Raw genomic sequence first — 13,686 nt, 5'->3', positions numbered from 1 at the left:
GGAGGGGGTGTGGGGGAGGGGAGAAGGGGCCTTTCTGAAGAAAGGCCCCTTCTCCCCTCCCCCACCTTTCATACCCAAAGGATTACCCATGCCTGAACTTTCCCGAGCCGACTGGGTCCGCGAAGCGACCCGCACGCTGCATGAGGCCGCGGTGGACTCGCCGCGCCTGTCCGCCGAACTCATCCTCCAGCACGTCTGCGGCATCAGCCGTGTGGAACTCGCCACCCGTCCGGAAACCTTCCTCACCAGCGATCAGCTTTCCCGCATGACCGGCCTGCTCCGCCGCCGGGCCGATGGCGAACCCGCCGCCTACCTTCTCGGCCAGCGCGAATTCTACGGCAGGGACTTCCGGGTCACGCCCGCCACCCTCATTCCCCGCCCTGAAACCGAGCACCTCATCGAAGCGGCCCTCAAAGGCTGCGACGGCCCCGCCAGCTTTGCGGATCTGGGTACGGGCAGCGGCTGCATCGCCGTGACCCTGTGCGCGGAACGCCCAGACTGGCGCGGCCTCATGGTCGATCTGTCCGGCCGCGCGCTGGCCGTGGCCTGCCAAAACGCCGTGCGCCACGATGTCCGCCAGCGGCTCCAACCCGTCCGCGCCGACTTCACCCGACCTCTCCTGCGCCCGGAATCGCTGGATCTGCTGGTCAGCAACCCGCCCTATGTCGGCAAAACCGAATATGAAGGGCTCTCCGCCGAAGTCCGTGATTTCGAACCTGTCACGGCGCTCGTCCCGAACTTTGTGGACTCGGACAAGATCCCCAGCCATGACCACCATCATGACCACGGCGGCAGCCACAGCCATGCCCCTTCCACTCCCCCGGATAAGCCGGAAGGGCTGGAACACCTGATAGCCGTGGCTCAGGAGGCTTTCGTGGCCCTCAAACCGGGCGGCCTGCTACTCATGGAGCACGGCTATGCGCAAGGCGCTGCCATAAAAGTGTTGCTTGAAAGCCACAAATGGGAAAACGTCTTGATTCTCAAAGACTTGTCAGGCCATGATCGAGTGGCGAGCGCTCGGAAACCCGCGGCTTGAGGGCCACAGTGTTGTGGAAAAGACACGATGGTTTTTTTGTCACAATACATTTTTTTCGTATTGTTCAAAGGAGATATGACAAATAAAGGTTTTGGCCCGTTTCTTGCTGTAGGTTAGAGCGGAGGGATTCCATGAACCAGACTACTATTCAACGCGTCGTTACTTGTTCCGGTATTGGCCTGCACAGCGGCAACAAGGTCTACCTTGCTCTTCGCCCCGCTTCGGCCAACACGGGCATCATCTTCGACATCCATACCCCGGATGGCATCCGCCGCGTGAGTCCCGCCCCCAAAGCCGTCGCCACGACGGTGCTCGCCACCACTCTCGGTTCGAACGGGGCCACCGTCTCCACGGTGGAACACCTGCTGGCTTCCGTACTTGGCCTCGGCATCGACAACCTGATCATCAGCGTCGAAGGCGGCGAAATCCCGATTATGGACGGCTCCGCTGCGGCGTTTCTGGAACTGTTCGCCGAAGCCGGCATCCGTGAGCTGCCCGCGCCCCGCAAGGTGATGCGCATCAGCCGCCCCTTGGAACTGCGCGACGGCGAGAAGTACATCCGCGCGCTCCCCTATGCCGGGTTCCGTGTGGACTGCACCATCGACTTTCCCCATCCGACCATCGGCCGCGAGCGCTTCAGCATGGAAGTGACTCCGGAAAACTTTACCCGCGTCGCCAACGCCCGCACCTTCGGCTTCTTCAAGGACGTCGAATACCTGCATAGCCACGGCCTCGCCCGCGGCGGCTCTCTGGAAAGCGTGGTCGTGCTCGACGACAACGGCGTCATGAATCCTGAAGGCCTGCGCTACAAGGACGAATTCGTCCGCCACAAGGTGTTGGACTTCATCGGCGACATGGCCATGCTCGGGATGCCCATTCAGGGCCAGTTCGAAATATGCTGCTCCGGCCATCAGCTGAACAACGCCTTCCTGCGCAAGGCGGAAAGCGAACGGGCGCTCCAGCTCATCGACCTCTCCCTTGAAGAGGCCCAAAACCGCAAGACCCGCGAAAAGCGTCCCGCCTACGAAGGTTCGCTGGCTCTGGCGTAAGACACCCGATCCGACCTGACGAGGGGGGAGCGGAATGCCCTGCGGGATCTCCCCGCGCGGTACGCCGCTCCCCCTTTTCCGTACCCGCCGCCCCTTCCGGAACGGCAGACGCTTTTCTTTTCCCTCACGAGCGGAAACGCCATCAACCTTTTTTTGGGGAACGACAATGGCCACCTTCCAGACCATCACGACCGACAAAAAACAGTACCTTCCGCTCCTTCTGCTCGCGGACCCCTGCGAAGCCATGATCGATCGCTATCTGGAAGCTGGGGATATGCATGTCCTCTCCATCGGCGACGCGCCCGTCTGCGTGGCTGTGGTCATCCCCTATTCCGACACGGCCTGCGAACTCAAGAACCTCGCCACCGACCCCCAATTCCAAAAGCAGGGGTATGCCACCCGCCTGATGGAAACCCTGTTCAAATTCTACGCGGCACGTTTCCGGGCGATGTATGTGGGAACCGCAGGCCCCGGCGTGGCTTTTTACGCCCGGTTCGGTTTCACGCACACGCACACCGTCACCGGATTCTTTACCGACAACTACCCCGAACCAATCTATGAAGACGGCGTTCTCCTCACGGACATGCTTTACCTCAAAAAAGAGCTGGCCTGACCGGAAAGCCCCAGGAAAAACACCTATGGATTTCATTGAGCAGTACCTGCGATTCATCAAGGAAGCCGAGCGGCTGAAGGCCGTCACCCGCACGGCTTGGACACACGACGGGCGGCGCGAAAGCACGGCTGAGCATTCGTGGCGGCTGGCCTTGTTCGCCGGGCTCGCCGCCGGACGCCTTCCCGGCCTGAACAGGGAAAAAGTGCTCATGATGAGCCTGATCCACGACATGGGCGAACTCTACGGCGGAGACATTTCGGCGGCACTGTGCCCGGACCCGCAAGAAAAAACCGACGAGGAAAGCCGGGCCGTGCGCAAGGCCTTTTCCCTGCTCCCCGAGCGGGAAGCCGAATCCCTGCTGGCCCTGTGGCGGGAATACAACGCGAACGCAACTCCGGAAGCCCGGCTCGTCAAGGCGCTGGACAAGGCGGAAACCATTATCCAGCACAATCAGGGACGCAACCCGGAGGCTTTCGACTACCGGTTCAATCTCGGCTACGGAAAAGAATACTTCGAGGGCAGCGGATTCCTGCGCGAACTCCGCACGCTTCTGGACGAAGAAACCGCCGCCAAGCTCCACGGTACAGATTAAACGCTCGCGCCTCCCAAACGACAAAGGCATGGGAACCATCCGGTTCCCATGCCTTTCTTTGCCTGACGGCAAGCCCGCCGAAAGCCTTCACCTATCCGCCCCGTTTGTCGGAAAAGGGAGGCTAAGGGAGGGCGGCAAACGCACCGGCCTATTCCCGGCAACCGTCTCCACCCTTCCCGTTTTTTATTCAGCCGGCTACTTGAACGCCGCGACGCCGGCCTTGGCCACGTTGGTATCCTCAGCCACGCTGCCGCCGCTCACGCCGACGGCACCGACGATGACGCCGTCCTTGTTCTTGAGCAGTTCGCCGCCGCCGAAAATGACCAGACCGTTGTTGGTGACTTCAATGCCGTACAATTCCTTGCCGGGCTGCGAGGCCGCGCCGAGGGCGGACGTCGGCATGTTGAACAGGCGGGCGGTACGGGCCTTGCCGATGGAAATGTCGATGCTGCCGAGGAAGGCCCCGTCCATGCGCGTGAAGGCCTTCAGGTTGCCCCCGGCGTCCACGACGGCAATGTTCATGGGCACGCCCTGCTCTTTGGCTTTGGCGAGAGCGCCCTTGATGACCGTATCGGCCTGCGCCTGCGTGATGTCGCCGGGAAGCTGGAGTTTGCTCACATCCACACCCGCGAACGCGGTGACGGAAAAAGCCAGAACCATCAGACCGGACAAGAGAAGACGACGCATGAAAACCTCCATCTGTTGCGGTATGGGCAAAGCGCCCCATCCCACGGAACGCAACCCGGCGTTCCGCTTTGCTCTACGGTATCCACTTGCGCCTTTTTCCGCAAGACACTATATCAAATGGATGAACGAAACATCCCCTCACGACGGTTCGCCTGCCGGACGCCACGGCATCCACCTCCTTTCACCCGAACTGCGCAATCAGATCGCAGCCGGTGAAGTCGTGGAACGCCCCGCAAGCGTAGTCAAAGAACTTGTGGAAAACAGCCTTGACGCCGGAGCAACGTTGATCGAGGTCACGCTGGAAAACGGCGGGCAGAGCCTCATCCGGGTCAGGGACAACGGCGCGGGCATCCCCGCCGCCGAGCTGGAGCTGGCCGTCACGCGCCACGCCACCAGCAAAATAACCAGCATGGACGATCTCTGGCACATCAGCTCCTTCGGGTTCCGCGGCGAAGCCCTGCCGAGCATCGCGTCCGTGTCCAGTTTCCGCATGGAGTCGGCTTTCCGCGCCTCGGAAGACGCCGAGCCCGACGCGGCCTTCATCCAGATGGAACACGGCGTGCTCGCCCAGCAAGGGCCGAGCGGCCTGCACAAGGGAACGGTCGTCGAAATCCGCGACCTCTTCGCCACCATCCCCGCCCGCCTCAAATTTCTGAAAGCGCCCGCGACCGAACAGAAGCGTGCGCAGGAACTCCTCACCCGTCTGGCGCTCACGCATACGGACGCGGGCTTCATCTTCCTTGCCGGGACGCGGGAAGTCTTGCGGTTCCCCGCCGGGCAGTCCCTGCAGGAACGCCTCTCGGTCATCTGGCCCGATTCCGTTACGGAAACCCTGCTGCCGTTCGACCGCACCACCAATGACATCCGCGTCCACGGGCTGGTCTCCCCGCCCGGACAGGCCCAGCCGCGCGGCGACCGGATGCTGCTCTACGTCAACGGCAGGGCCGTCAACGACAAGGTCATCCTGCGCGCCGTCCGCGAAGCCTACAAGGGGCGCCTCCTTTCCAAGGAATACCCGCAGATCGTCCTGTTCATGGATCTGCCTCCGGAAGAAGTGGACGTAAACGTGCACCCAGCCAAGATCGAAGTCCGTTTCCGGGATGAGCGCTCCGTGTTCGGGGCCGTGCTCCGGGCCGTGGAGGAGGCGGTTGTCCGCAATCTCCCCACGGGCGATCTTGACGCGGCCCCTTCCGGCGAAGAAGCGCGCCATGCCCCCGCGTACGAGCCCAAGCCCCTCGGCTTTTGGGGCGAGGCGGATCGAGAGCGGATCATGCGGCCCCGGCAGCAACCCCTCATCCCGCCGGATCACGAAGAAACGCCTTCCGCCGTGCCCCCCGCATCGGAACGGCCAGCCTCCGAACCGGACTCTGTCCCCGAGCCGCTGCTGTATGGCGAGGAAGGGCTTCCGTGGGACAAGGTTCCCGGCAAGCCCGCCGCCCCATCCTTCCACGAAGCCCCCCAAGCGTTCGCGGCTCCGCAGCCTCCGACGGCAGGTGCGGCTCCGTTACCGGAAACCGCGCCGCACGCCGCCGTGCAGCCACCAGCCGCCAACCGCGCCAGCCCCTCCGAGCCCGAACAGCCCGAAATCGAGCAGCTTGGCGAAGGCCAAGTACGCGTCGGCCCTTACGTGTACATGGGGCAGATCGGCGGGACGTATCTGCTGCTCCGGGATATACGCAACGGCCGCGACAACGCGTCCCTGCTGATCCTCGACCAGCACGCCGCACACGAGCGGGTGCTGGTGTCCCGGATAGAGGCCGGGGGCTTTTCGGGCATGTCCCAGCCCTTGGTGCTGCCGCTCGAATATACGCTGCATCCGGCGGAACGGGAGCGCATTCAGGAGTTTCACGAATCCCTCTCCGCGCTCGGGTTCGAGCTGGCGCTGCGGGAACAGGGAGCCGGAACCGTGCTCGAAGTGCACGCCGTGCCGCCTTTGCTGGAGCGTGCCGCCGCCGGGGAATTCATCCGTGAGGTACTCGCCGGGCGCAAGGAGGATCTCCATTCGCTCTGGGCCACAATGGCCTGCAAGGCTGCAATCAAGGCCGGGGACGCCCTCGCCCCGGATGAAGCGGTCAACCTCATCGCCCAGTGGCTCATGACCGAGAACCGCCAGTTCTGCCCGCACGGGAGGCCCTGCGTCCTGCAATGGGGCACCAGCGATCTGGACAAGATGTTCAAAAGGATGGGGTAAGGGAATTGGCGGAGAGAGGAAGAGGTTTGGGGAGGGGAAGCTTTTTGAAGAAAGTTTCCCCTCCCACTTTCTCTACCTTCCGTAGATAAAGTGCATGTCCTCGGGCGCGGAGGCTTCGACGGTGTAGTCGATGACGCTCTTGCCGGAAGCGGGCACGGTGAGATTCCACGTGTTGACGTGATCCTTCACAACCGGGGCGGGCTTGGCGACGACCTTCACCTCGATGGCGCTGTCGCCGATCTGCGGTTCGGGATCTTCCACGCGCACGGCAACGGGCTGCGTATGGCTGTTGGTTACCTCAATCGTCCACTTCCAGTCGCGGGTCTGGCGCTTGCCCACAAAGCCCTTGCTGCCGCTCTGGCGGAGATCCTGCTTCATGTCCACCGTCACACGGGAATCCCTGCCGAAGAACATATCCTCGTGATCCCCTGACAGCGCAAATGTTCCCGCCCCCACGGGCAACCCGTCCACCGAATACTGGGCCGGGCCATGCGGCCAGTCCACGGCTTCGGGCAAACGAACCTCGGCCATCAGCCACGCCGCCTTGCCGCCGTAGCCGGGACGGGCCAAGCGGACGAACGACGCCTTCCAGTCACCCCGCGCCAACTCGAACAGCACGGGCCGACCGGCGGGAACCGTGCGCGTCCCCAAGTCCCACGCCGCGAACGTCGCCATTTCACGGACATCTACGGGCGGAGCCGCCTTCATCATCATATTGGGGGCCGCGTCCATCGCCGCCTGCTCCATGACGGGGCTCGCGGCGAGCGCCCGGGGCATATGCTCCACCTTCCGCAACGTCCAGTTCGGCAGGCTGCCCGGCTGCAATCCGCTGCCCGGATCGGCGGAAGCCAGCGTAAGATGCACGCCCTTCCAGTCCTGCCCCGTCGCCTGCCGGATTTCCGCCTGCTGCGTGAAACGCACCAATCCCTTTTCCGGCTCCGCATCGAACCGGTAGGCCGGAGACCAGCCGCATCCGGACAGCATGTACGAATAGCGTACCCGGACATTTCCGGAGAGATCGCCGACCTGCGCCTCGACCTGGGTGCCCGTCGCCGCATCGCCGTATTCGGACAAGGCCTGCTCAAGGCGCGCCACGCCTTCCCGCGCTTCCTTGACCTGCGGCTCCAGTGCTGCGGCCTGCACATACAACGCCTTGAGGCGTTCCGGCATAACCGCATCCAGCTTTTCCATCTCCGCCATCGAAACCTCTTGCGCCAGCGCGCCCTTGCTCCACAGCGAGATCCGCGCCGCCACCGCTGCGGCTTCGCCTTCCAGCCCCGCCGCATGTGCACGCGCTTCGGCCAAGTCCTGGCGCAACGCCGCTACGGTCTCGCTGTCCGCCACCAGAACCGGGATTGCCCGGCGGCTGATGACTTCGCCTTTATCCAAGGAAATAACGAGAGACTCCAAGTCGGTACCCGCAGGGACCACAAAGGCCACCGCCCCGTTCTTCACGGGCAGCGTATCGTCAACCTGCACCTGCGCGCTCGAAGGATACAGCACAATATCCATCGCCGGAGCCGCTGCCGCGACACCGGACAGACACCACATCAAAGCCGCCAACAACACCAGACGGTTTCGCATCACTACCTCACTTTGCAGCTCAAACAAAAAAAGGGGGCCTTTCAGCCACCTCCCCAAACATCTTTCCATTTTCATATCCCAACGAGGAGGTGATTCAGTTTCTCCGAACTCCCTTGAAAAAGCCATGACAATCTCACGCGTTTCCGATCCCATCCTCCAGCTCCCACAAAAAACGCCTCCCGCGACCAGCACAGGAGGCGTTTGCACATGCAATCTTTTCTGCGTCAGGGTCAATCCCCACACAGGGATCCCCTACAAAAGCCTTGAGGCGGGAGGGCTGTGCCCTCGCTGGCAATCTTGAGGGAGGGAGAGCCTTTTTCGGAACACTCTCCCCTTCCCAAAACCGCTTTCACTATTTCTCGTTCGCGCCGCAGCACTTCTTGTACTTTTTGCCGCTGCCGCAGGGACAGGGATCGTTGCGGCCCGGCTTGTTCTCGGCTTTGGCCTGAGCGGGAGCCCCGAGCAGATCTTCGGGTTCGTTGGAGTAGGAAAGCTGCTGCGGCTGCTCCTTGTGCTGGAACATCGGTTCCGGCTCGGGCGCGGCGACAACTTCTTCCGCAACTTCCGTGGGCCGCTGCTCCACGCGCACGCGGGTAAGGGCGCGGAACGCTCCCTCACGGATGTGCACAAGCAGTTCCTGGAACATGTTGAAGCCTTCACGCTTGTACTCCAGCTTGGGATCGCGCTGGCCGTAGCCGCGCAGGCCGATGCCGTCGCGCAGGAAGTCCATGTTGCGGAGGTGTTCCTTCCAGCCGCGATCCAGTTCCTCAAGCAGGAAGTAACGCAGCAGGTCCGCGTACAGCGGCCCGGCCTCTTCCCGCAACTGGGCCATGATGGACAGCACCAGTTCCTGCGCCTCTTCACGGGTCGGCAGGGGCGCATCGCCGGGCAGCACGCGGTCGATGTTCATGACCTCGGACAGGCGGGCGCGCACGGGCTTTTCATCTTCGATGTCGCGTGCGGCCTTGGAAACTTCGAGCCCGGCATACATATCGTCCAGCAGATCGGACAAATACTCGTTCAGGATGGGCTCAAGATCCGGCTCCTGCATCAGATCCCGGCGCAGGCTGTAGATGACGGTACGCTGCTGGTTCATGACGTTGTCATAGTCCAGCAGGGTCTTACGGATTTCAAAGTGATGGCCTTCCACGCGCTTCTGGGCATTCTCGATGGCGCGGGAAACCATGTTGTTCTCGATGGGCTCGCCTTCCTGCATCCCGAGTTTCTGCATGAGCCCGGAAAGGCGGTCGGAACCGAACAGGCGCATGAGATCGTCTTCGAGCGACAGATAGAAACGCGAGGAGCCCGGATCGCCCTGACGGCCGGAACGGCCGCGCAACTGGTTGTCGATACGGCGGCTCTCGTGGCGTTCGGTGCCGAGGATGTGCAGGCCGCCGAGTTCGACGACGCCTTCCCCGAGCTTGATGTCCGTACCGCGTCCCGCCATGTTGGTGGCGATGGTCACCTTGCCGGCCTGACCGGCCTGCGCGACGATTTCGGCTTCCTGCGCGTGGTGCTTGGCGTTGAGCACGCTGTGCGGCACGCCTTCGCGTTTCAGGAGCTGCGAAATGAGTTCGGACGTTTCGATGGAAATCGTACCCACCAACACGGGCTGGCCCGTGGCGTGCAGTTCCTTGATGGCCTGAATGATGGCCTGCATCTTTTCACGCCGCGTCCGGTAGATGAGGTCCGGCATGTCCTTGCGGACCATGGGGCGGTTCGGCGGAATGGTGGACACTTCCAGACCGTAGATCTGGGCGAATTCCACGGCTTCGGTGTCGGCCGTGCCGGTCATGCCCGACAGCTTGTCATACATGCGGAAATAGTTCTGGAACGTGATGCTGGCGAGGGTCTGGTTCTCGGCGGCGACGGTGACGTGTTCCTTGGCTTCGAGAGCCTGATGCAGGCCGTCGCTGAACCGGCGTCCGGCCATGAGGCGGCCCGTGAACTCGTCGACGATGACGACCTGATCGTCCTTCACGATGTAGTCGACGTCGCGGCGGAATACGGTGTGCGCCTTGAGGGACTGCAACACATGATGCTGCGCGGTGATGTTGGCGGTGTCGTAGAGGTTCTCGATGCCGAGCTGTTCTTCCACGTACAGCACGCCTTCGTCGGTGAGCGACGCGGTTTTGCCCTTTTCGTCGACCGTGTAGTGCTTTTCCTTTTCGAGTGTGCGGACAACTTCGTCCACCTTCTGGTACAGATCGGTGGATTCGTCGGACGCGCCGGAGATGATGAGCGGCGTACGGGCTTCGTCGATCAGGATGGAGTCCACTTCGTCGACGATGGCGTAATGGTGGCCGCGCTGCACCAGCTGCTCGGCGTAAAATTTCATGTTGTCGCGCAGGTAGTCGAAGCCGAACTCGTTGTTCGTGCCGTAGGTGATGTCCGCGCCGTACGCTTCCTTGCGTTGTTCGTCGCTCAGGCCCGCGACGATGACGCCTACGGAAAGGCCGAGGAAGTTGTACAGCCGGCCCATCCATTCGGCGTCACGCTTGGCGAGGTAGTCGTTGACGGTAACGACGTGGACGCCCTTGCCTTCCAGCGAGTTCAGGATGACGGCGAGAGTGGCGACGAGGGTCTTGCCTTCGCCTGTTTTCATTTCAGCAATCTTGCCGTTGTGCAAAGCCATCGCGCCGAGCAGCTGCACATCGTAATGCCGCATACCGAGCACGCGGGTACTGGCCTCGCGGACCAAGGCGAACACTTCGGGGAGAACGGCGTCCAGATCCTTTTCCCCGTTTTGCACCTGTTCCCTATAGACGGCCAAGCGCTGCGGCAGTTCCTCATCCGCAAGGGCCTGCATTTCGGGCTCAAGCGCATTGATTTTAGCCACCAGCGGCCTGAGTTTTTTCAGAAAACGATCGTTTTTACTACCGAAAATCTTGCGTACGAGGAAACCTATCATGAAAACTCCCGAAAAAGAGGATACACGGCGAGCACCGCATCCCCCAACTAATAAGACATGCTTCACCGATTGGCAAATGACGACAACAGGGTTTTCTTTATAACAGAAAGGGAAGGCTGTCTTTCCACAGGAAAAAAACGCCTTCCCAAAAGTCTCTGTGCCTTGCCCTCGCTCCCGCGTTTGTGGAGCCTCTCATTATGAAGACGGATGAATCGGGGGACGACGCTTTTTGAAAAAAGCGCCCTCCCCTGTACCCCTCCAGCAAAAACTTCGACGGGGGAAGGCTGCACGAAAGGAGTTCAGGAGGAAACGAGGCAGCGCAGCAATCCCCCGCACTCAGCTCGTGAGCCCCCGCAGACATTAAAGTTTCTTCATCCGGCCCCGCCCGGCATACAACGCCGCGCCTGATGCCGGTTACAAAAGTCTTTGGAAGATGAGGGGAGGGGTGTGGGGAGGGGAGAAGGAAGCTTTTCTTCAGAAAAGTTCCTTCTCCCCTCCCCACATATCCTATATTTCCCCGATTCTTCTAACAAATCCTCGGCAACTGGTCGCCTTCAAGCATGGACAACAGGCGACGGCCTCCGATGGGCGTCTGGAGCACGACCTGACCGGGACGGGACGGGGCCACGGCTTCGAGCACGGTGCCGATACGGGCGGCCTCGCGCCCCTGCGGCTCGGAGCGGAGCACGTCGAGCGCGGCCTGAGCCTTGGCTTCCGGCACAAAACACAGCATCTTGCCCTCATTGGCGAGGTACAGGGGATCGAGGCCGAGCACGTCGCAGCCGGAACGCACCGCATCGTGGATCGGGATCGCGGCCTCCTCGATGGAACAGACCACCCCGGATTGCCCGGCGATCTCGTTCAGCGTGGTCGCCAGCCCGCCGCGCGTGGGATCGCGCAACACATGAATATCCCCGACCTCAAGCATCAGGCGTTCCACCATCTTGTTGAGCGCAGCGCTGTCGCTCTCGACGCCTTGCAGGAACGAAAGGCTGTCGCGCTGCCCGAGCACGGCAAGCCCGTGATCGCCCACGGCCCCGCTCACCAGAATGGCGTCGCCGGGCCGGGCGCCGCTGCCGGACGGCGACGGGTCCGCAAGGATTTCGCCCACACCCGCCGTGGTTATGAACAGCTTGTCGCAGGCCCCGCGCGGCACGACCTTGGTGTCGCCGGACACGATGAGCACCCCGGCGCTGCGGGCCGCCTCCGCCATGCTTTCCACCACCTTGCGCAGCAGATCGAGATCGAGCCCTTCCTCAAGGATGAAGCCGCAGGTCAGATATCTGGGCCGCGCGCCGAGCATGGACACGTCGTTGACCGTGCCGTGCACCGCCAGGGTGCCGATGTTGCCGCCGGGGAAGAACAGCGGGGTGACGGTATACCCGTCCGTACTCATGGCGATGGGACCGGAAAGTTCCAGCTTGGCGGCGTCGTCCAGCGTCCGGAGAATGGGATTGTCGAACTGTTCGAGAAAGAGTTCGTTGATGAGCCGCTGGGAGGCCCTTCCGCCGCTGCCGCAATCCAGAAGAAGTGTCTTTGTCATAACCGACCTGTCTTAATGATGATTCCACGGATGGAACAGCCGATGCGAAAAACGCCTGACGCGGCCGCCCATCCTTCCGAGCGAACAGAAGATCCCGAGCAGGTTGAGTATCCCGAACAGGGCGAAATTGATGTGCATCGCCTCCAGAAACTCAGGAATATTGTTCGGGCCGAGCGCCTCGTCGCCCAGATAGGCGTTCATGGTCAGGGAAATGATGACCATGCTCGACAGCGTCCCGAGCGTGCGGGCCGTACCCACCAGCCCCGAAGCCTGCCCCATGTGCGCTTCGTCCACACTGGTCATGATCGCGCTGGTGTTCGGAGACGCGAACAGCGCGATGCCCGAGCCTATCACAAGCTGGACCAGCGTGACCACCCACAGCGACGACGCCCCGTCGAGGGAAGAGGCCAGCAGCAGGCCGACGCCGCACACCGCTATGCCGATCGTGGCGATGATGTCCGCGCCGTGCCTGTCCGCCATACGCCCGCCAAGCGGTGAAATAAACACCTGAACGGCAGGCTGCGCCGACAGGAGCAACCCGGTTTCGAGCAGGGTCAGCCCGTGGACGCCTTGAAGGTACAGGCTAAAATAGAAGGTCACGCCGAAAATGGAACTATAATTGATGAAGGAGGCCAGCGTGCTCAGGGCGAACGCCTTGTTCTTCACGAGGAAGGCGACGTCCAGGATGGGATGGTGCGAACGGCGCTCCTCCCACAGGAACAGCCCGAGGAACACCACCCCCAAGGCGAACAGGACGCCCGCCCATGCGCCGGAAAAGAGCCAGATCGCCCCGATGGACAGCAGGCTGACGGCAAGCGTATAGAAGAGGCTCCCCCGCCAGTCGAAGGGATCGTCCGGGGCGTCCTTCCAGTCGCAGCGGACATTGCAGTACATGAGCAGCCACGCGATGATCCCGATGGGGACCACGCTGAAAAAGAGGAACTGCCAGCCAAGGGCTGTGCCGAGAAGCCCGGACAGGCCGGGGCCGAGCGACAGGCCGCTGTACACGCCGATGGAAGTGAGCCCGAGCACCCTGCCGAGCTGTTCCGGCGGCGCACAGCTCACCAGGATCGCCAGCGCGCAGGTGTTCATGATGGCGGTGCCCATCGCCTGTACGAAACGGCAGCACAGGAACAGCCAGATGTTCGTCACGAACGGCAGCAAGGCCGACATGACGACGAACAGCGACAGGCCGCTGAGGAAAAGCCGCTTGCGCCCGACCATGTCCCCCACCCGGCCCGCCACCAGATGGAAAATCGCCAGCGACAACGTGTAGGCCGCGTTGATGAGGCTCAACTGCATGGCGCTGGCGTGCAGATCCCGCCCGATGGCGGGCAGCAGCGGCCCCGCGCCGGACAGCATGAACGGCAGCATGAATTGGGCGGCCCCCACGGCGATAATGACGGTGCGCAGGGAGACGACGGGACGTTCCACATTGCAGGAAGCATTCGGATGTTCAGTTCTCATGAGAACCTTGTAC

The 13,686-nt window shown here is 62.3% G+C and carries 10 protein-coding genes; 5 read left to right on the top strand and 5 right to left on the bottom strand.

Annotated elements, in window-relative coordinates:
• The first annotated feature begins 88 nt into the window (after nucleotides 1-88).
• The 4 genes from prmC (at nucleotide 89) to T370_RS0113005 (ending at nucleotide 3,290) form a co-directional block, all read left to right on the top strand.
• A complete protein-coding gene (gene prmC, locus T370_RS0113020) occupies nucleotides 89-1,036 on the top strand; it encodes a peptide chain release factor N(5)-glutamine methyltransferase (protein WP_029435971.1) in 948 nt (315 codons plus the stop codon).
• 131 nt (nucleotides 1,037-1,167) lie between these two features.
• Entirely contained in the window at nucleotides 1,168-2,085 is a 918-nt protein-coding gene (lpxC, locus tag T370_RS0113015; protein ID WP_005030485.1) for a UDP-3-O-acyl-N-acetylglucosamine deacetylase, read from the top strand.
• Nucleotides 2,086-2,251: 166 nt separating this feature from the next.
• Nucleotides 2,252-2,698 (top strand): GNAT family N-acetyltransferase, encoded by a 447-nt coding sequence (locus T370_RS0113010; RefSeq protein WP_005030483.1) that lies wholly within the window; start codon nucleotides 2,252-2,254, stop codon nucleotides 2,696-2,698.
• Between the two features lie 25 nt (nucleotides 2,699-2,723).
• A complete protein-coding gene (locus T370_RS0113005) occupies nucleotides 2,724-3,290 on the top strand; it encodes an HD domain-containing protein (RefSeq protein ID WP_029435970.1) in 567 nt (188 codons plus the stop codon).
• 195 nt (nucleotides 3,291-3,485) lie between these two features.
• Here T370_RS0113005 and T370_RS0113000 read toward each other — a convergent pair whose 3' ends face one another.
• Complete coding sequence (locus T370_RS0113000) at nucleotides 3,486-3,977, bottom strand: GlcG/HbpS family heme-binding protein (RefSeq protein WP_005030478.1); 492 nt, start codon at nucleotides 3,975-3,977, stop codon at nucleotides 3,486-3,488.
• A gap of 121 nt (nucleotides 3,978-4,098) precedes the next feature.
• Here T370_RS0113000 and mutL point away from each other — a divergent pair, with 121 nt between their 5' ends.
• On the top strand, nucleotides 4,099-6,168 hold the full coding sequence (gene mutL, locus T370_RS0112995) for a DNA mismatch repair endonuclease MutL (protein ID WP_029435969.1): 2,070 nt from the start codon (nucleotides 4,099-4,101) through the stop codon (nucleotides 6,166-6,168).
• Nucleotides 6,169-6,240: 72 nt separating this feature from the next.
• Here the strand turns inward: mutL and T370_RS0112990 are convergent, their stop codons facing one another.
• From T370_RS0112990 to T370_RS0112975, 4 genes are all read right to left on the bottom strand, one after another.
• Nucleotides 6,241-7,752 carry a DUF4139 domain-containing protein gene (locus T370_RS0112990; RefSeq protein WP_248604259.1) on the bottom strand — a complete coding sequence of 504 codons (1,512 nt, stop codon included), beginning with the start codon at nucleotides 7,750-7,752 and terminating at the stop codon, nucleotides 6,241-6,243.
• A gap of 352 nt (nucleotides 7,753-8,104) precedes the next feature.
• Nucleotides 8,105-10,663, bottom strand: coding sequence for a preprotein translocase subunit SecA (gene secA / locus T370_RS0112985; protein WP_005030472.1), 2,559 nt, complete (start codon nucleotides 10,661-10,663; stop codon nucleotides 8,105-8,107).
• Between the two features lie 526 nt (nucleotides 10,664-11,189).
• Nucleotides 11,190-12,206, bottom strand: coding sequence for a hydrogenase expression/formation protein HypE (gene hypE, locus T370_RS0112980; protein WP_009369216.1), 1,017 nt, complete (start codon nucleotides 12,204-12,206; stop codon nucleotides 11,190-11,192).
• A 12-nt stretch (nucleotides 12,207-12,218) separates the two neighbouring features.
• Nucleotides 12,219-13,673 carry an MFS transporter gene (locus T370_RS0112975; RefSeq protein ID WP_005030468.1) on the bottom strand — a complete coding sequence of 485 codons (1,455 nt, stop codon included), beginning with the start codon at nucleotides 13,671-13,673 and terminating at the stop codon, nucleotides 12,219-12,221.
• Between the last annotated feature and the right edge of the window lie 13 nt (nucleotides 13,674-13,686).

It is taken from the genome of Bilophila wadsworthia ATCC 49260 (genome assembly GCF_000701705.1).
Classification (GTDB): Bacteria; Desulfobacterota; Desulfovibrionia; order Desulfovibrionales; family Desulfovibrionaceae; genus Bilophila; species Bilophila wadsworthia.
This window is presented reverse-complemented; position numbering and strand designations above follow the sequence as displayed.

Coding starts and splice junctions, on each gene's coding strand:
- prmC (WP_029435971.1), top strand. CDS start 89: ATGCCTGAACTTTCCCGAGCCGACTGGGTCCGCGAAGCGACCCGCACG.
- lpxC (WP_005030485.1), top strand. CDS start 1,168: ATGAACCAGACTACTATTCAACGCGTCGTTACTTGTTCCGGTATTGGC.
- T370_RS0113010 (WP_005030483.1), top strand. CDS start 2,252: ATGGCCACCTTCCAGACCATCACGACCGACAAAAAACAGTACCTTCCG.
- T370_RS0113005 (WP_029435970.1), top strand. CDS start 2,724: ATGGATTTCATTGAGCAGTACCTGCGATTCATCAAGGAAGCCGAGCGG.
- T370_RS0113000 (WP_005030478.1), bottom strand. CDS start 3,977: ATGCGTCGTCTTCTCTTGTCCGGTCTGATGGTTCTGGCTTTTTCCGTC.
- mutL (WP_029435969.1), top strand. CDS start 4,099: ATGAACGAAACATCCCCTCACGACGGTTCGCCTGCCGGACGCCACGGC.
- T370_RS0112990 (WP_248604259.1), bottom strand. CDS start 7,752: ATGCGAAACCGTCTGGTGTTGTTGGCGGCTTTGATGTGGTGTCTGTCC.
- secA (WP_005030472.1), bottom strand. CDS start 10,663: ATGATAGGTTTCCTCGTACGCAAGATTTTCGGTAGTAAAAACGATCGT.
- hypE (WP_009369216.1), bottom strand. CDS start 12,206: ATGACAAAGACACTTCTTCTGGATTGCGGCAGCGGCGGAAGGGCCTCC.
- T370_RS0112975 (WP_005030468.1), bottom strand. CDS start 13,673: ATGAGAACTGAACATCCGAATGCTTCCTGCAATGTGGAACGTCCCGTC.